Source organism: Methanosarcina siciliae T4/M, assembly GCF_000970085.1.
In the GTDB taxonomy this organism is placed as follows: domain Archaea; phylum Halobacteriota; class Methanosarcinia; order Methanosarcinales; family Methanosarcinaceae; genus Methanosarcina; species Methanosarcina siciliae.
Genome location: NZ_CP009506.1, coordinates 4,252,197 through 4,270,153, shown reverse-complemented (window position 1 = coordinate 4,270,153; position 17,957 = coordinate 4,252,197). Strand labels below are relative to the sequence as shown.

Here is a 17,957-nt window from a genome sequence, read left to right as displayed (position 1 = left end):
TTGTAATAATTCGCTATTAGGTAAAAGGCTGAGTGAAACAATAGTTTTTAGTAGGTTTCCGCACAACAGTATTCCGTTATGAAAGCCGTATGCATGTGTTTGGGAGTGCATCTGCCTTACAGTCCGAAGTGGTATTGGCCTGTAGAGGGTTTTTCCGGAGTGCCTGAAATGGACCGGTATTTTGATCGGAACCACATTTTTTCAAGGCTCTTGAAAACAGGCCGGGAACTTCTGCGCCTTAATGACTTTTTTCTGGAATCCATTGAAAGGGGGGGGAGCTATGCTTTTGACCTTTCAGGACCTTTCCTTGAACAGTGCAGGTGGGACCCTGAACTTCTTGAATCTATCAGGGAACTTGCGGAGAGTAAGAAGGTAGAGTTTACGGGGGGTTGCTGTTATCATTCTCTGAGTGCCCTTTATCCCGATCTCTCCGGGTTCAGGGAGGAAGTAATGGTTTACAGTGAAATGCTCAGGGAACTGCTGGGAGTAAACCCCGTGACTTTTGTGAACACCGAACTTCTTTACACCGAAAGAGTGGATAGCATACTTGCTGATATGGGTTTCAGGTGCCTTATCGCCGAAGGGTCGAGAAACATTATGGATGGATGCGATCCTGTCCGAGTTTTTGAAAACGGACTCCCTACCCTTTTAAGGCATATAAACCTCAGTGAAGACCTTGAACTGCGTTTTTCGGAAAAAAGTTGGGAAGGTTATCCTTTGATCCCGGATAAGTTTGCAGACTGGATTGCAGGCATAGAAGGGGATATTCTTACTCTTTATTTAAATTATACAAGCCTCTGCCTTCACCACAGGAATAAAAGTATGATAGCCGATTTCATACGGACTTTTCCGGAAACTCTTAAGAGCCGGGGAATTGAAATGATTACCCCTTCGGAAGCAGTAAACAGGTTCAGTCCTGTGAAACTTCCTACCCTCGGGACCGAACAGACCATTCGTTATGGTATGCACAACGCTATCGGAAACCATGCCCAGCAGCTTTATCTCCGGGAGCTGGTGAGGATTGGGGAAGAACTTGCGGAAATTAAAGAAAAACCGAACTACCAGAAACTGAAGCAGGTTTTTGGCTACCTCCAGCAGAGTGAAATCCTGTTTTCAATGGGTCCCGAAAACACCCGGGAAGGGTATGAAAGGGCTGTGAACTACTATTCCATTCTCTCGGATTTAAGAAGAGCCGTTTTGGAGGAAAGGGTATGACCTCTGTTTGCATGTATTTCCAGGTGCATCAGCCTTTCAGGCTGCGCAGGTTCTGGCCTGATGACAGGTCTGGCTTTTTCCGCTATTTCGATGAAAGAAGCAACAAGGAGATCTTTGAAAGGGTATCCCGTAAATGTTACACCCCTGCAAACAGAGTTCTTCTGGACTCCATTGACGAGCATAAAGGAGAGTTCAGATTTTCCCTTTCGATTACCGGCACACTGCTTGAACAATGCAAACTCTGGGGTGAAGAGGTGCTGGAGAGTTTTCGCGAACTTGCAAAAACAGGGGCTGTAGAGTTTCTGGACGAGACCTTCTACCACTCTCTTTCAAGTCTTTTTGAAGACAAAACCGAGTTTATTGAGGAGGTGAAGGAACACCGAAAAATAGTTTACGACCTCCTCGGAGTCAAACCTCAGGTCTTCCGGAACACCGAACTTCTTTACAATAACTCTATCGCAAAAATCGCTTCAGAGCTTGGGTACAGTGCGATCCTTACGGAAGGCGCAGACCACATGCTTGATGGCAGGTCTCCGAACGTACTCTACAGGGCAAAGGGTTCGGGACTTCCCATTCTCTTCAGGAACTATAAGCTGAGCGACGATATTGGTTACCGGTTCTCAGCAAGATGGTGGGAAGGTTATCCCCTCACTGCGGAAAAATGGGCTTCGTGGGCTTCGGGGGTTAAGGAGGATTTCATCAATATCTTTATGGACTACGAAACTTTCGGAGAACACCAGTGGGAAGAAACCGGAATTTTTGACTTCCTGGAAAAACTACCTGAAGAAGTCCTCAAAAATGGCATGGAATTCAGCACTCCTTCAGAGATTGCCCTAAAATATTCCCCTGTAGCTGAGATCGATATAGGAGACTTTTCCACGATTTCCTGGGCTGATATGGAACGCGATACCAGCGCCTGGCTTGGAAACGATATGCAACGGCGTTGTTTTGAGGAAATAAAATTGCTTGAGCCTTTTGTGAAAAAAACAGGAGACCCCGAAATCCTGCGTATATGGAAGCACCTGTTGACTTCGGACCACTATTACTATATGTGCACCAAGTGGCTCGGGGATGGAGACGTACATTCTTATTTCAGCGTCCACTCTACCCCCTTCGAGGCAGCAGTAAACTTTATGGCAGTACTCATGGACTTCAAGGCTCGTGTATTCAGGAGCTTAACGCAATGACTTAATGAAATGTATACATATAATTCATGGGAGTTTGAGTCACATGGTTAGGGACTTATGCATGTTTGCAGGATTTAACGAAGATTCGCAGATTGTATGGTTCAAGATTACTTATTCGAAAGAGCCTGGATCTTTATCTGTAATAACCGATTTACTTGAAAAAGAGAATGCCTTCATTAAGTTCGGACATATTGATAATATTACGCAGACGACCGGAGAATACTCCATATTTACAGAGCTTAAGAAAGATGCGGATATGGCGAACCTTGCTCAAAAAATTGGAGAACTGGAAGTTGTAAGTGCGGTCGAATTTGGGATCTCGGAATTCGGAATGATATACTCTGTTGATTTTCCCCTTAATGTCATAGGAGTCAGGGGAGTTATGGCAAGGGCGCTCACAATTGTTGATATCATCAAAACTCTTAATCAGAATGTGCCGCATGCCGAAGGACTTCTTACCTTATCCGGACTGCGGGGAGGAAGCCATGCCGCAAAATATTTCAAGAGTATTATGCCTATTAATAACAACAACTTCGAAAGCATGCTTGCGGAACTGTACCGAGCTGTTGGCTGGGGAATTCTGGAAATCGAATGTAACCCGGAAACCTATGAAGGAAGAATCATTGTTAAAGACTCGTTTATAGCCGATGTTTACGGAGCTTCGGACCAGCCTGTCTGTGCCTTTATGAGCGGCTACTTTGCGGGTTATCTGACCGAATATTTCGGGAAGAACATAAGTGTGAGGGAAGTCAGCTGTAAAGCCACAGGAAAGGAGGTCTGCGAACATGTGATCTCTCTGGCTCCTTCTCGTGAAAACCAGGAATATCAGCTTAGAGGGGACACCCGGTGATCCGACAACCGAATGTCATTCTCGGAAATGACGAAATGCTTGTGACAATGGGGCGAAAGGGAGATATTTTAGGCTTATTTTATCCCCGAAGAGACCATGCCCAGCACGTAGAGGAATCTCTTGCCTGCATCCATACGGGGGATAGGCTTCTCTGGACAAATGATAACGATTGGCATTCTATTCAGAACTATATCGAGGATACAAATATCGTATCCACGAAACTCTACCACGACTCCGGGATAAGGATCTCGATTCTTGACCTTGTGCACCCTGAAGTGCCTGTCCTTATCCGCAGATTTAAGGTGCAGTCCCAGCAAAAAATGTCAGGAAAATTTTTTTATTATTCGAATTTTAACGTGGGGGAGACTTCCAAGAAAAATTCCGCATTTTGCGATGCCGAAGCTCGCCTGCTTGCACAATACTGGCAAAATTACTATATCGGAATCTATGCCCTGCCGGAGTTTACGGAATGGCAGATCGGGAAGGCAATGGATACGATATGGTGGACAAACTCTAAATACGATATGGAGGACGGGAAGCTCCAGCGGAATAAGGAAGATATCGGAAATATCAACAATGCTGCTGGCTGGGACCTCAACCTGGAAGCTGACGGAGCAAATGAGTTTGTTATCTTTATGGGGGCTGCATCTTCCCGAAGCCTCCTGTATAAGAGAATGCATGAGTTATCCAAACTGCCTCTTGAACATATCTTTGAAAAGACAAGGGAACACTGGGTAATGTGGCTCTCAAAAAAACATGTGCTCAAGATGCCCGGGCTTGAAGGCCATAATAACCTGCGCCAGGAACTCTTCAATGCCTATAACCGGTCTCTACTCATGCTTTATCTCCTGAACGATCGTGAGTATGGGTCCTTTGTGGCTGCTCCGGAGTTTGACTCCAATTTTGAGAAATGCGGAGGATACGGGTTTTGCTGGAACAGGGACACCTCGGAGCTGGTGCTCGCCCTCAAACACTCGGGATATCCCGAATATTGTGACAGATTTTTCAAATGGTGCATTCGGACCCAGCTCCCTAACGGTTCCTGGTTCCAGCGCTACTGGCTCAATGGAGACATAGCTCCTTCCTGGGGAAATTTTGAATATTCAACTCAGATCGACGAGACAGGAGCCACACTTCATGCCATGGACGTATATTATCGGATTCTTGAAGGTCTCAAAAAGGTTGAGTTTCTGGAAGAAGTCTGGGTCTCCGTGCTCAGGGCTGCCGAATACCTGATGAAGAGGACCAAGTCCGGGCTGCATGAAAGCTGTATGGACCTGTGGGAGACCTATTACGGAGTTTTCACCTATACCAATGCCTCGATCTATGCAGGGCTCATGGGAGCCTCTCGCCTTGCAGAAGAAAACGGAGAGTCGGGCATGGCAAGGCGCTGGAAGAAGAGGGCTGAGTTCATCAAGCAGGCTACGATTGACCGTTTCTGGCTTCAGGAAGGTTATTTTGCAAAGGGAATCATAAACGAAAAGCTGGATAAGACAATTGACGCAAGCATCCTTGGAGCCTATATGCCCTTTGGGATGATTTCTCCGAAAGATCCTGTGGAAAGGGACATGATTCTTCTCCTTATAGAAAATATCCAGAAAAAGCTCTCAATTCCTATCAATGGGGGTTATGGAATCAAACGTTACGAAAATGACAGTTACATCGATGGAAATCCCTGGGTGGTAACAACCCTCTGGCTTTCGGAGGCTATGTTTGCCTTTATCCTTGACCTTCCCAATGGAAAAGAAGGGCCTTATATCGAAGATTTGAAAAAGTTGACCATTGAAGGGGTCAAATGCCTGAGGTGGGCTATGGCCGGGTCAACAAGCACGGGGCTTCTCCCAGAACAGGTGGATAAGTCTTCAGGAAAACCGGCCTGGGCAGTTCCCCTTGGCTGGAGTGGGTCTCTCATGCTTGACAATATCCTTCTCCTTGATAAAATCTGCAGAAGAAACACGGGAAACCGTGAATAATGCAGGCTAATGAATGGTATAAGGCTGAAGGATGAAAGATAATTCCTATAAAAAGAACCGAAGAAAAAGAGTCGAAAAAAAAGAATCGAAGAAAAAGAACCGAAAAAAAAGAATCGAAGAAAAAGAACCGAAAAAAAAGAATCGAAGAAAAAGAACCGAAAAATAAAGTGAAAAAAGTGAAGGAACCTGTTAATTACTTCTTACAGGCGAGGATTTGCCCTTAAGGGCGTTCCTCAAAATAGTGTGACAGGTTGCCTATGATAAGCCTTCTTTTTTATCGAATTTCAGGCGATAGTGTTTTTGAAGTGACCCGCAAGTTCACTCTTTCCTGATTTCTTCGACTCCGCCCATGTAAGGCCTGAGCACTTCCGGAATTTCCACACTGCCGTCCTCACGCTGGTAGTTTTCCAGGATCGCAACGACGGTCCTGCCTACAGCCAGGCCTGAGCCGTTAAGCGTGTGGATAAACTGCGGGCCTTCAGGAGTCCTGAAGCGGATGTTTGCTCTCCTTGCCTGGAAATTCTCGAAATTCGAGCACGAGGAGATCTCCCGGTACTTTTCCTGTGTGGGGACCCAGACTTCGATGTCGTAGGTTTTGGCAGCCGAGAAGCCCAGGTCGCCGGTGCAAAGGGTTACGACGCGATATGGCAACTTGAGGAGTTTGAGAATCTCTTCGGCATCGAGGGTGAGTTTTTCCAGCTCTTCATAGGAGGTTTCAGGTTTCACGAACTTGACAAGTTCAACCTTGTTGAACTGGTGCTGCCGGATGATGCCTCTCGTATCCTGTCCGTGTTTTCCCGCCTCCCGTCTGAAGCAGGCAGTATATGCCGTAAGGAATACAGGAAGTTTTTCCATATACTCATCCATGAAGAGGTTGGTCACAGGGACTTCTGCGGTCGGGGCAAGATAATAGCCGTCAGCGCAGCATAAGTACATGTCATCCTTGAATTTTGGCAGCTGCCCTGTGCCGGTCATGGCTTTTTCATTGATGAGCACAGGCGGGAAAACTTCGAGATACCCCTGCCCGGTGTGTACGTCAAGCATGAAATTTATGAGAGCCCTTTCAAGCTTTGCGCCCAGGCCTTTATAGACCGTAAAGCCCTGCCCTGCTATCTTTGCTCCTCGTTCAAAGTCGAGTATATCCAGCGCCTCTCCGATTTCCCAGTGAGGCTTTGGAGTAAAAGTAAATTCTCTCTTCTCTCCAACTGCCCTTACGACAGGATTGTCATTTTCATCCTTGCCTACCGGCGTTGTCTCGGAGGGGATATTGGGGATGCTGAGCATTATCTCATTTATTTTTGATTTATAGTCACGTATCTGATCATCGATTTCTTTAATACGGTTGTTGATGCCCTGCATCTCATTTATCTTGGATAAGGTGTCCTTATTTTCCTTCTTAAGCTGCGCTATCTCGCGGGTGACCACGTTGCGTTTATGCTTGAGGCTGTCGCCCTCGGTGAGGCATTCCCTCCAGGCAACGTCATACTCAAGAAGGCTATCTATAAGCTCTGTGCCCATATTTCTGTTAACAAGAGCACGCCCAACTATGTCGGGGTTATTTCGTACAAATTTGAGTTCCAGCATGTTAAGCCCGAATTATCCTGCATGTTAGCTAATATATATTTTGCTATTTTTCAGGCAGAATGCCTGCCCTGAAAAACAGATAACTGTCCAAATAAAAAATATTATGGAAAAAGGGAAAGAGATAAAATCCGGGAATCAGCTCATACAGGCAAGAATCTTGCCGTAAGGACTTTTCTCAAAGTAATCGACAAGCTGACCTGTTTCTTCCCCGGAATCCCCTGACTCCGAACCGAGAAGCAAACTTGAAAGGCTTACTCTGTTCATGTACACAACTCTTGGCTCTCCCTGAACACCTCCCAGTTCCGCAGCCTTATCAATAGCGTCATAGAGGTTCCCAAAGCCGTCCACAAGCCCGAGCTCCTTTGCTTTCGTTCCTGTATATATGCGCCCGTCAGCAAGCGCTTTTACTTCACTCCGGTTCATATTGCGCCCTTCTGCAACCTGGTCTACAAAATTTTCATAACTATCCATTACAACGCTATCAGCGTATTCTTTTTCTTCGTCCGTAAGCCCTCTCCAGGAACCTCCCATATCCTTGAATTCTCCGGATTTTGAAATGTAATACTCTACACCTTCCCTTTCGTAGTAAGAAGACATATTCTCAAAAGTCCAGATAACTCCTATTGATCCCGTACTTGTGGAGGGGTTCGCGTATATGTAATCTGCAGGCACAGAGATATAATATGCAGCACTTGCCGCAAGGTCTCCCATGGATACAACAACGGGGATGCCCTTTTCCTGGGCTTTCTCAATCTCTATTGAAATCTCCTGAGCAGCTGCAGGAGATCCTCCGGCGCTGTTAATCCTGAGTACGATTGCCCTGACATTTTCATCCGCTACAGCGGAGTGGATATTTTCAGAGATTTCTTCCGAAGTTGCATAGCCGAGCCCCGAGGGAACGTTTCCGGTGAGCATGGAACCCTGTACATAAATTACCGCGATTTTTTCGGAATTTCCTAATTCTCCTCCGAAACCTAGTCCGTAGAAGATAGCAGCCATACTGACTGCAATAACAGCAATAAGGGCCAGTAAAACCACAAAATAGGACCTGTTGCTGCGCTCCTTTTTCCTTACGGAAGAAGAGCCTGAATTTGTGCTTACTCTCTCGCTTTCAATTCTTCTGTTCTCCGTTTCCCGGTAGTGGAGTTCCGAAGTATTCGTTTTTGCTTCTTCCTGTCTTTCAGGAACGGAATCGGGATCCGAAGAGTTCTCCCTGACGGTACTTGAAATACCCCTCTCAGGGATAATAGGCTCTTTTTTCTCATAAGCACTACTTCTCGAAAGGTCGTCTCCAGGCGTTTCTTCCGGATTCGTGTTTTTTGAATCCGTGCCTTCTGGGTTTGTACCTTCTGGGTTTACATTTTCATCATTCATATCTGACAGGACCGTATTTCTTGGTTTTTTTCTTTAGTTCCCAGTCTATGCTTTTTACTGCTGAAAACTCCAGTAAGAGGGCAGGCAAATTCTCTGGTCGGAAAACTGCCAGAAATCTGTTTTTTAGAAGCCTGCAGATAGAGAGTCAATTCAACAGGTCTGAATTGTCAGAGCAAGTATTTATGTTTCTCTGCATTCCACCTTTCTTTATATAGGAGTATCAACTATCCCTCAAATAAGTTTCCTTGCAAACACAATAAGCGAAATATTTTTCAGAATTGCAGTCGTCCAGAAGGGATACACTCATCAAAATCTATGGAGATAAGAATGTCAGACTCATCCAGTAAACCCGTACTTGTAACCTGCGGCCTGCCTTATGCCAACGGTAAGGCCCATATAGGGCATCTCCGAACCTATGTGCCCGCCGATATTTTTGCCCGTTCCCTGCGGAAGGAGGGGAGGGATGTTACCTTTGTCTGCGGCTCGGATACCCATGGTACCCCGATAGTCGTGAACGCCGAGGAGCTGGGGATCACCCCTAAAGAACTTGTAGAGATCTACCATGAACACTTTGACGAAACTTTCAAGCAGCTCGGAGTTTACTTTGATGCTTTCGGGACAACCGACGATCCTGAAAACCATAATCGTACCCTGGATATTGTAAACAGGTTGATTGAAAAGGGCTATGTATATCCGAAAATTATAGAAATAGCCTACTGCCCTGCATGTAACCGCTTCCTTCCCGACCGCTATGTGGAAGGAGCTTGCCCTTACTGTGGCGAAACCGCCAGGGGAGATGAATGCGACCAGGGCTGCGGAAAACACCTTGAGCCCGGAGAACTTCAGAACCCTGTATGTACTATCTGCGGAGGCCCTGCAGAGTACCGGCATCAGGAACACTTCTTTTTCAAACTTTCCGAGTTCAGTGACTACCTGATGGATTACCTTTCAAACGATCTGGGGGGAACCACAAATGCCATAAATTACGCACTTGGCTGGGTAAAGCAGGGACTTACGGACTGGTGCATCACAAGGAACCTTGAATGGGGAGTTAAATTTCCGGGGCATGAAGACCTTGTGGTTTACGTCTGGGTGGACGCTCCCATAGGATACATCGCTTTTACCGAGGAATGGGCTGCACAGGCAGGCGACTCCTGGGAAAAGTTCTGGAAAGGAGACGGGGAAATCGTCCACTTTATCGGGGGGGACATTACCTACCACCACTGTATTTTCTGGCCTGCCATGCTTAACGGGGCGGATTATTCCGTGCCTACGGCTGTAGTAGCCTCAGGTATGGTTAAAATAGAAGACAAAAAGTTTTCCAAGACCCGGGGTTATGTGGTCTGGGTCGGGGAAGATTATCTTGACCACGGGTTCCATCCCGACCTCCTCAGATATTACCTTGCAAGCTATACCTCCCATACCAAGGAACTGAACTTCTCCTGGCGCGTACTTCAGGAAAAGATCAACGCCGAACTGGTGGCCGTGCTCGGCAACTTCCTGTACAGGACCATGCTCTTTGCTTTCAAGAACTATGGAGAAGTTCCCGAAGGGAACCTCGAACCTGAAGTAAGCGCAGAAATTGAAGGAGCCCTGAAAGAGGTGAAAGAGGCAATGGCTGAGTACGAGTTTAAGAAAGCCGTTGATTCTGCCATGACCCTTGCTTCTTTTGGGAACACTTACTTCCAGTCTCATGAGCCCTGGAAACTAATAAAAGAAGACAGAAATGCATGCGGACAGGTTATCTATAACTGTCTTCACCTGGCAAAAGCCCTGAGCCTAATCTTTGAACCCGTGCTCCCTCAGACCATGGAAACTGCCTGGAAAGAGCTCGGGCAGGAAAACGATATCCATGCCTCACAGTATGAAGAAGCTCTTGTTCCCCTGAAGGCAGGCACGAAACTTGCAAAGCCTGAAATCCTCTTTACCAAGCTTGAAGACGACAGGATCGGAGAGATGGAAGAGATTGCAAACCAGAGGGTAAAAGCCGCAAATGAAAAGAAAAATGCAGCAAAGGGAGGTGAAAAGAAGCCTTCTAAATCCGAAGGAATGGGACCTTTCGAAGAGCCAAAAGCAGCTAAAAAAGCCGGAGAGGTGGCAAAAACTGAAGAAAAGGTTCAGATCGAAACCCTTCCCCAGATTGAGTATGAAGACTTTGCAAAACTTGACATCAGGGTGGGAAAGGTGCTCTTTGTCGAACCTGTAAAGAAGTCCAAAAAACTCCTGAGGGTTGAAGTGGATATCGGAGACGAAAAGCCAAGGCAGCTTGTAGCAGGCATGGCTTCGTATTATACTCCCGAAGAGCTCGTAGGCAAATATGTTGTTGTGCTTGCCAACCTCAAACCCGTCAAACTCTGCGGGGTTGAGTCAAACGGTATGATGCTCGCAGCCGATGACGGCGGGGCGATTGTAGCAGCTCTTATGCCGGACAAAGAGATAAAACCCGGTTCCAGAATAAGGTAAGAATTGAATCCAGAAAAAGTAAAAGTTTCAGGAGGCTGAAAAAATTATTTGGCTCTTCGCTGCTCCATACGGGCCGAAAATAATTGTTCGGTTAGAAAGTATCCAGGCAAAAAAAGAAACATCACGCTTAAATGTGATTTCAACCATAAGTGTTTCTAAATTTTAGATATGATGTTTTGACATTCAGGATGTTGACAATCAGGAGATGAATCTAAGTTACACACCCGAAACAGCGAAGAGCCGAAATAAATGAGTTGTGGGATTGTGTCTCTATGACTGACATGGAAATAATGGACCTTACTCCGGAAAACATTGCTGAGTATGGTGTTTGCGGATACAAAGAGTTAAAAAAGCACCTTGAGTTAAGAAGGAAAATTGACTGGTTTAAAGAATACTATCCAAAAGGGCTCAGGATAAAAGTAATCATCTCAGAAGAAGGCGGTTACCAGGGCATGCTTGAATATATCCCGGGAAAATATGCACACCGCCCGGTCGATGCAGAAGGATATATATTTATCCATTGCATTTTTGTCGGATTCAAAAACGAGTTTAAAGGGAAAGGATATGCGTCTTCTTTGATTGAAGAGTGCATTAAGGATGCAAAAGAAGCAAACATGCAGGGCGTTGCGGTTGTTACAAGAAATGGCCCATTTATGGCCAGGAAAGATATTTTCTTAAAAAAAGGGTTTATTCCGGTCGATGAGGCTAAACCTGATTTTGAATTGATGGTTTTAAAATTCAACCCGAAAGCCCCGGATCCGAAGTTTAAAACCATCTCAGCGAATACGGAGAAATATGAGGAAGGCCTGACCATCATACGCTCCGCCCAGTGTCCTTACTCAGTAAAAAACGTGGATGCTATTTTGGAAACTGCCAGAAACAAATTGAAAATAAAGGCTAACCTGATCGACCTTAAGGATTCGGAGGAAGCTCAACAAACACCCTGTGCTTTCGGAACATTTTGTATTATTTATAATGGGAAGGTCATCAGTCATCATCCGATCAGTAATACAAGATTTGAAAATATTATGAAAAAAATGTATTCCATTTAACTCACCTTTCAAAGATGAGTGATTTTCCGTTATCCTCTGGCTTTGTTTGTGTATGCCTAATAAAAGAATAATCCTGACAATAACGATTTTGTTAATATGGCAGGTATTTTTCCATGTTTAGAAAAGAAAATAACGATGCTTGTTTTGTGTCCATTTCTTCCACAATAATTTTGCTTTTTTTGGACTCTTTTTCCTGAACTACCGCAATCTTGATCTCAGACAGTTTTTCAATGAGCTTTTTCAAAGAGAAACCGTACATTTTGGTCTCCCATGCCAGGTATCTGTAGAAAAGTAGGCCAGCCATAGCCAAAAACACATGAACTCTAATGTTTTCATCCTTGTGATGATATACTGGTCCTACAGGAACAAGCAAGTGATCATTCAACAGTTTAAAATCATCTTCAACAAGATTCTTACTGTTATATGTTTTCACTATCTTTTTAGTTTGCCATTTTTGCTTATCCGTAAATAGGACGTTCTTCCCAAACGTCTTTTCGCACTTTTTTTCGTTTTCTTCATCAATCCAGAACTTTAACTGAGGCTTTTTCTTCCCTTCCAGAGCATCAATTATTTCATATTTTATAACGCTATTGTATTTTTTCAGAATAATTCCTGCAACCTCACGTTCTACGCTGCTCCTGTTTCTTTCTTTTCCTTTACTGCTTTCTAATCTTCTCTGGAGATCCTCCAAACTATCAATTATTCTTGATTTGTTTGTTTCATAAGTGCTCTTTTGAAGCTTGTAAGTTCCTTCGTTGTAGGTTATTACGGTTGTATATTCTGCTCCGTAAAACTGGTGTTTTGTTCTGTATCCAAAAATTTTGTTACCTTTCGAATTCTTGTATAAACACTCATATTTGGAAAGCGGAACATCGAGAAGCTCCTCGGCTTGATTTGTTTTTGCAGATCCTACAAAACTCATTTTTGAGGTTACCTTTTCAATGTTATCTTTTGAGTTGTTACCCTTATCGAAAACAAGAACAAGATCTTCAGAACAGATATTTAATTCAGTCAGTCTGTTTATGATTTTATCTACTATGCCTGAAAATTCTTCAGAGTCATGAACATTTCCAGGATATGTTTCATGAATAAAAGGTATGTTATCCTCGTTTACAGCTAGCGAAACACATATTTGATTTTTGTCTTTCCTATGCTTTTTGTTATATCCTTTATGAAGCAGTTCGCTCTCGTCATCATAATTGTTAGCATACGTAAACCAGTTTGATTCATCCACAAACATTATTGATGGAGTAAATCCCTTTCCTACAAGAACTCTGCAAAGATCGTCTTCAATCTTTTTCATAGTATCCAAGTCGACATAATTCATTTGGTTCAGAAAATTCTGACAATTTAACTTGTGCGGGAATTTCCACATGAAAGCTAAAGGGGATTTTTTGAACCACTCTTCAATCCCGTTTTCACTTAAAACGCCGTGACTTTTTCCGATTACATCAAGTAAGAGGTATTCTCCAACACTCAATCCATCTATTAATTTTTTGTCAGTATGCTTGTTAACTATGTCAATGAATCCAAGTTCTTCATTCACATGAAGAAGTGCGGCAAGCTTGCCGTAATCAAAGGATCTAAGTTTATCATAGGGCAATGATTCACATTGCCTTTTCATCTCAAGTATTTTTTCTGCGCTACCCAGATAAACCTGAAAAATGGTTTTTACCTTTCCATCAACTCTGGCAGATTCTACTATATACCAGTAAGGTTTCCCATTGACGAGTTTCTTTCTTAAAAATACCATAGTATTGATTATGATCTACCTATATAAATAACTTTTTGAAATAAACAATATCAATAGACTTTTTAAAGTGAATTTAATACTTAGGATCTACAAATAAAAAATTTGCAAAAGGTCAGCTGATATTGTTTTTTAGAGAAAATTGAGGTTAAAATCGCGTTTCTTTGAAACTTCAGTTTAAATCTGAATAGGTTTTCAGTCACAGGAACAATATAATCGTTGTTCTATTTCTCTTTATCACATTTTGGTAAAAATACTATATTTATTTGCAGTATTGTCGCGCCAATCCTCAGAATTAAAAGATAATGAAAAAAAAGATTCTGAACGCTGTAATCGGTTATACTGGACATTCCATTCTTACTGCTGACATGATATTTACTGCTGACACAACAGCATTAATGGGTAAAAATGCTTTCAGTTCTTATTTCCAAGTACCATCTCAAGGTAAGATGTCCGGATGGAATCTTTTTCATCTACTCCTAACTGAGATAATAATTTAAACAACTGATCCCTGGAACTTCCAAGATCTTTTTCATCTTCTACATCAAGCTCTACTTCCAGGAATTCTCCCAGCCCTTCGACTGCATCAAGGCAGACGATTATTTCTCCTGCTCTGAATATTTCTCGTTTTTTGCGGACTGCTCCGGCTTCCGAGAACCCCAGGGCACGAAATATTTTTACTGCTGTGGCTTCATCTACAGGAGTTTCGAGTTCTTCTCGGGTTTTGGATACTTTATCGAGTTTAGGCCCTTTATATGTTAAAACAGCTTGCCCACCCAGAGAGCGGATCCTGAGGGCTTCATCAGTCTTTGCAAAGTCCCTGTACGGAGCTGCAAAATAGGTATCTGCCTGTTCTTCAACCCCTATTTTGCCTGCCCCGATTTTCTCAAGGAGCGGGCGGATCTTTGAGTGATCCGCTCTGACCTTGACTTCCACTTCGATCATAGTTTCCAGACATCTCCGGTTCTGTTCAGGTTCAATCCGTAATTTATTAACTAAACCGTAATTTATTTCCTAAATTTTCCAGGAAGGAAAAGTCTTGGCCCAATCAGTCCTCTGCAGGGACAAACTTGGTGCCGTAGTATATCATGCCGTGTTCCCCGTCTTCCCCTAGCTTTCTGAACACGGACCTAACCCGAGTTCCGATCTGGATCTTTTCAGGGTCGCCAATTACCTGAGAGGTCAGGCGGGGCCCTTCGTCCAGTTTGATTATTGCAAGGGTATAGGGAGCCTGGCTTTCAAAACCTTCCGCAGCCGTGTGAATCAATGTGTAGCTTACGATTTCGCCGGTGCCTTTGAATTTGAAGGGTTCGAGCTCACCCATGCGCCTGCAGTTTACGCAGACATTGCGTGGGGGATAGAAGTATTCCCCGCATTCCTTACAGCGGGTTCCTTCGAGGTTATACCTGCTGCCGAGGTTTCTCCAGAATCTTGGTACAGAAGACATCTATTTCACCTATCCCTCGAGAAAATGTGTACTACTGCCGTTGCTCCTGACCCTCCGACGTTGTGGGTCATTCCGTACTCAGCCCCAGCTACCTGGCGCTTGCCTGCATCTCCGCGCAGCTGGGTTACGATTTCCACAGCCTGCTTTATGCCTGTTGCTCCCACGGGGTGTCCGCAGGCTTTCAGGCCGCCGGAGGTGTTGACAGGGATTCTTCCGCCGATTGCAGTTTCTCCATTTTCGGTGACAATCCCGCCTTTGCCTTTTTCTGCAAAGCCGAGGTCTTCAATTGCACAGATCTCTGCAATGGTAAAGCAGTCGTGCACTTCGACAAGGTCAATATCTTCAGGCTTCAATTTTGCCATGGAATATGCCCTCTTTGCAGCCATTACGGTTGAGTCCAGGGTTGTGATATCTCTTCTGTCATGGAGGGCGATAGTATCACTTGCCTGTGCGGTTGCCTTAATGTAAATGGGGGTATCGGTGTATTTGTGGGCAACATCCGCAGGTGCCAGGACAAGCGCAGATGCCCCGTCTGTTATTGGAGAACAGTCAAAGATATGTAACGGGTCGGCTACCATTATTGAGTTCAGGACGTTGTCTACGGTGATCAGGTTCTTGTACTGGGCGATCGGGTTAAAGCATCCGTTTTTGTGGTTCTTTACGGCTACTTCTGCAAGCTGTTCACTGGTGGTTCCGTACCTGTGCATATGCAGTTTTGCAATCATTGCATAAAGCCCGGGGAAAGTTGCTCCTGCCATGCCTTCCCATTCCCGGTCGGCGGCTGCCGCAAGAGCTGAAGATGCCTCTTCGGAGCCAACGTCTGTCATTTTTTCCGCTCCTGCCGCAACCACGATCTCGCTGTAGCCCGAAGCCACGGACATTATGGCCTGGCGCAGGGCAAGCCCTCCTGATGCACAGGCGGCTTCCACTCTTGTAGCCGGGACATGGAGGTTCCTTGAAAGCCCTGAATAGTCCGCAATGAGAGCCCCTATATGTTCCTGCTCAATAAAGCGGCCTCCACTCATGTTCCCTATATAAAGCGCGTCAATATCTTTTCCGCTTACGCCTGCGTCCTGGATTGCTCCTATGCCGGCTTCTACGACTATGTCTCTTAAGGAGCGCTCCCAGAGTTCCCCGAATTTTGTATTCTTTACTCCGATAATTGCTACGTCTCTCATTATATTCACCCCGTTTTCAGGCCAGACGGATCTTGCCTTTATGCCTGGCATACCTTGCGTAGTCGATGTATACAGGATCCTTGATAATTTCGGAAACCGTCGGAGCCCGATTTCGGATTTCCTCAATCCTGTCGGTAACTGTTATGCTGAATGCGTCGGCCCCTGCTCCGGACCCGAAAGCGGTTGCAAAAATCCTATCTCCGGGCTTTGCCTGGTCAAGGGTTGCAGCAATTCCCATTAGGCAGGAACCTGAATAGGTATTTCCGATTTTAGGGACAACAAGTCCCGGCGTGATCTGGGTTTTTGTAAACCCGAGCATCTTTGCAGCCTTGCTCGGGAACTTTCCGTTTGGCTGGTGAAATACCGCATAATCATAATCTTCAGGTTTTGTCCCGATTTTTTCAAGCAGCCCTTTTGCACCGTTTGTCACATGCTTGAAGTATCCGGGCTCTCCCGTAAACCTGCCTCCATGCTCGGGGTAGGGCATTCCTTCCCTCCTCCAGAAGTCAGGGGTATCCGTTGTAAAAGAGTATGTATCTTCAATTATTGCAGCAAGTTCGGATTCTTTTCTTCCGATCAGGCAGGCAACTCCACCTGCAGCTGCAGTGTATTCAAGAGCATCGCTCGGGGCCCCCTGGGAAACGTCTGCTCCTATGGCCATCCCGAGGTCGATCATTCCTGAGCCCACCAGGCCCATACAGGCTTGAACTGCGGCTGTTCCTGCCTTACAGGCAAACTCAAAGTCTGCTGCAGTCATTTCGGGGGTTGCGCCGATAGCCTGGGCTACGATGGTGCTTGTAGGTTTTACAGCGTAGGGATGACTTTCTGAACCTGTGTATACCGCCCCGATTCTGGAGGTATCGACACCGCTTCTTGCCATTGCGTATCTTGCTGCTTCCACTGCAATCGTTGCTGCGTCTTCATCGACATCAGGTACGGATTTTTCGTACACCATGAGGCCATTTCTGAGAGCCTCGGCATCATCACCCCAGAGCCGGGCGATTTCTTCAATTTTTATACGGTATCTTGGGACATAAGCACCGTAAGATACAATTCCAATAGTCATTTGTTCACCTGTTTTTGAGTGTTTAGGCATCAGTTTCAGGGTTTTCATTCCTTCGCATAATATTGACTGTATTTTTTCAGTAACTGCACAATCTGATCGAGGTCCATTGTGGTTGCGACAAGGGGGATACGGTCTACCTCTGCCATCTTGACTACAACAGGTTCGACCTCTTCTTCACGGAGCCCGTGGAGCACAACGACTCCGGGTTTCAGATTGGTGACCCGGATAGCTACCATGGGGGATTTCCCGGTACTGACCTTCGTAAAGATCATGGCTCTGTCCGTACTCCAGCCGTAGAGCTTCTGGAATTCATGGGAGGAAAGTTCCAGGATCGCCCTCTGACTGTCGATAACAGAAAAACCATACAGAGGCTTTTCAGCCCCTTTGTAGACAATGTCGCCTTCGATAAGGTTGACCAGTTTTGCAAGCTGTATCGGGATGGTATATTCATAGGTTGAATAGATGGATTTTGAACTATTTTCAGCGTTAAGTATGGATTCGTAAGCGTGGATCTTCTTCCCCCCCCGCTCTATATCAATTTCAAGCAGGGATTCAACGATTTTCCGGACTATCAGTGTCCCTGGAGACTTTCGCCTTCCGCTTTCATAGTCACTTATCACAGAAGGAGAAACCTTAAGGTAATTTGCAATATCAGTCTGGGATATTTCGAAGTTTAACCTCCACTTTTTCAGGGACTCTCCGGGTTTTTCCGAGAGTGTGATATCACCAGCCATTTTTTCCGCGAGACGGTTGCGCAGATTTTCTGAGGAATCGTTTGATGTCATGACTTACTTAAACTAAGACGAAACATTACCATA

14 protein-coding genes are annotated in these 17,957 nt (G+C 45.1%); 6 read left to right on the top strand and 8 right to left on the bottom strand.

Annotation, left to right across the window (positions count from 1 at the left end):
- The first annotated feature begins 78 nt into the window (after positions 1-78).
- From MSSIT_RS17885 to MSSIT_RS17870, 4 genes are read left to right on the top strand one after another with little or no spacing between them, the layout of a single operon-like run.
- The gene (locus tag MSSIT_RS17885) at positions 79-1,215 is read left to right on the top strand and encodes a glycoside hydrolase family 57 protein (RefSeq protein WP_048173844.1); all 1,137 of its coding nucleotides are present in this window, start codon (positions 79-81) and stop codon (positions 1,213-1,215) included.
- Positions 1,212-2,402, top strand: a complete 1,191-nt coding sequence (locus tag MSSIT_RS17880) for a glycoside hydrolase family 57 protein (RefSeq protein ID WP_048173843.1) — start codon at positions 1,212-1,214, stop codon at positions 2,400-2,402. The genes MSSIT_RS17885 and MSSIT_RS17880 overlap by 4 nt, the downstream gene beginning before the upstream one ends.
- 43 nt (positions 2,403-2,445) lie before the next feature.
- Positions 2,446-3,252, top strand: a complete 807-nt coding sequence (locus MSSIT_RS17875; RefSeq protein WP_048173842.1) for a V4R domain-containing protein — start codon at positions 2,446-2,448, stop codon at positions 3,250-3,252.
- Positions 3,249-5,225 carry a glycoside hydrolase family 15 protein gene (locus tag MSSIT_RS17870; protein WP_048173841.1) on the top strand — a complete coding sequence of 659 codons (1,977 nt, stop codon included), beginning with the start codon at positions 3,249-3,251 and terminating at the stop codon, positions 5,223-5,225. Before MSSIT_RS17875 ends, MSSIT_RS17870 begins: the two co-directional genes overlap by 4 nt.
- 318 nt (positions 5,226-5,543) lie before the next feature.
- On the opposite strand, the gene serS is transcribed toward MSSIT_RS17870, so the two are convergent.
- Complete coding sequence (serS, locus tag MSSIT_RS17865; RefSeq protein WP_048173840.1) at positions 5,544-6,809, bottom strand: serine--tRNA ligase; 1,266 nt, start codon at positions 6,807-6,809, stop codon at positions 5,544-5,546.
- A 135-nt stretch (positions 6,810-6,944) separates the two neighbouring features.
- The gene (gene sppA / locus MSSIT_RS17860; protein WP_048173839.1) at positions 6,945-8,183 is read right to left on the bottom strand and encodes a signal peptide peptidase SppA; all 1,239 of its coding nucleotides are present in this window, start codon (positions 8,181-8,183) and stop codon (positions 6,945-6,947) included.
- 327 nt (positions 8,184-8,510) lie between these two features.
- On the opposite strand from sppA, the gene metG reads away from it, so the two are divergent.
- Positions 8,511-10,646: a methionine--tRNA ligase gene (gene metG, locus MSSIT_RS17855; protein ID WP_048173838.1), complete on the top strand. Its 2,136-nt coding sequence runs from the start codon at positions 8,511-8,513 to the stop codon at positions 10,644-10,646.
- 272 nt (positions 10,647-10,918) lie between these two features.
- The gene (locus tag MSSIT_RS17850; RefSeq protein ID WP_048173837.1) at positions 10,919-11,698 is read left to right on the top strand and encodes an N-acetyltransferase; all 780 of its coding nucleotides are present in this window, start codon (positions 10,919-10,921) and stop codon (positions 11,696-11,698) included.
- 91 nt (positions 11,699-11,789) lie between these two features.
- Here MSSIT_RS17850 and MSSIT_RS17845 read toward each other — a convergent pair whose 3' ends face one another.
- The 6 genes from MSSIT_RS17845 to MSSIT_RS17820 form a co-directional block, all read right to left on the bottom strand.
- Positions 11,790-13,451, bottom strand: coding sequence for an IS1634 family transposase (locus MSSIT_RS17845; protein WP_048169656.1), 1,662 nt, complete (start codon positions 13,449-13,451; stop codon positions 11,790-11,792).
- A gap of 411 nt (positions 13,452-13,862) precedes the next feature.
- Positions 13,863-14,393: a class IV adenylate cyclase gene (gene cyaB / locus MSSIT_RS17840; RefSeq protein WP_048173836.1), complete on the bottom strand. Its 531-nt coding sequence runs from the start codon at positions 14,391-14,393 to the stop codon at positions 13,863-13,865.
- Positions 14,394-14,496: 103 nt separating this feature from the next.
- Entirely contained in the window at positions 14,497-14,895 is a 399-nt protein-coding gene (locus tag MSSIT_RS17835) for a Zn-ribbon domain-containing OB-fold protein (protein ID WP_048173835.1), read from the bottom strand.
- 5 nt (positions 14,896-14,900) lie between these two features.
- Positions 14,901-16,073, bottom strand: a complete 1,173-nt coding sequence (locus MSSIT_RS17830) for a thiolase domain-containing protein (RefSeq protein WP_048173834.1) — start codon at positions 16,071-16,073, stop codon at positions 14,901-14,903.
- A gap of 16 nt (positions 16,074-16,089) precedes the next feature.
- Positions 16,090-17,139: a hydroxymethylglutaryl-CoA synthase gene (locus tag MSSIT_RS17825; protein WP_048175056.1), complete on the bottom strand. Its 1,050-nt coding sequence runs from the start codon at positions 17,137-17,139 to the stop codon at positions 16,090-16,092.
- Positions 17,140-17,183: 44 nt separating this feature from the next.
- On the bottom strand, positions 17,184-17,924 hold the full coding sequence (locus tag MSSIT_RS17820; protein ID WP_048173833.1) for a helix-turn-helix domain-containing protein: 741 nt from the start codon (positions 17,922-17,924) through the stop codon (positions 17,184-17,186).
- Positions 17,925-17,957: the final 33 nt, after the last annotated feature.

Bases quoted from the DNA above. Each gene is read 5' to 3' on its own strand.
- MSSIT_RS17885 (WP_048173844.1), top strand. From the start codon at position 79: ATGAAAGCCGTATGCATGTGTTTGGGAGTGCATCTGCCTTACAGTCCG.
- MSSIT_RS17880 (WP_048173843.1), top strand. From the start codon at position 1,212: ATGACCTCTGTTTGCATGTATTTCCAGGTGCATCAGCCTTTCAGGCTG.
- MSSIT_RS17875 (WP_048173842.1), top strand. From the start codon at position 2,446: ATGGTTAGGGACTTATGCATGTTTGCAGGATTTAACGAAGATTCGCAG.
- serS (WP_048173840.1), bottom strand. From the start codon at position 6,809: ATGCTGGAACTCAAATTTGTACGAAATAACCCCGACATAGTTGGGCGT.
- sppA (WP_048173839.1), bottom strand. From the start codon at position 8,183: ATGAATGATGAAAATGTAAACCCAGAAGGTACAAACCCAGAAGGCACG.
- metG (WP_048173838.1), top strand. From the start codon at position 8,511: ATGTCAGACTCATCCAGTAAACCCGTACTTGTAACCTGCGGCCTGCCT.
- MSSIT_RS17850 (WP_048173837.1), top strand. From the start codon at position 10,919: ATGACTGACATGGAAATAATGGACCTTACTCCGGAAAACATTGCTGAG.
- MSSIT_RS17845 (WP_048169656.1), bottom strand. From the start codon at position 13,451: ATGGTATTTTTAAGAAAGAAACTCGTCAATGGGAAACCTTACTGGTAT.
- cyaB (WP_048173836.1), bottom strand. From the start codon at position 14,393: ATGATCGAAGTGGAAGTCAAGGTCAGAGCGGATCACTCAAAGATCCGC.
- MSSIT_RS17835 (WP_048173835.1), bottom strand. From the start codon at position 14,895: ATGTCTTCTGTACCAAGATTCTGGAGAAACCTCGGCAGCAGGTATAAC.
- MSSIT_RS17830 (WP_048173834.1), bottom strand. From the start codon at position 16,073: ATGAGAGACGTAGCAATTATCGGAGTAAAGAATACAAAATTCGGGGAA.
- MSSIT_RS17825 (WP_048175056.1), bottom strand. From the start codon at position 17,139: ATGACTATTGGAATTGTATCTTACGGTGCTTATGTCCCAAGATACCGT.
- MSSIT_RS17820 (WP_048173833.1), bottom strand. From the start codon at position 17,924: ATGACATCAAACGATTCCTCAGAAAATCTGCGCAACCGTCTCGCGGAA.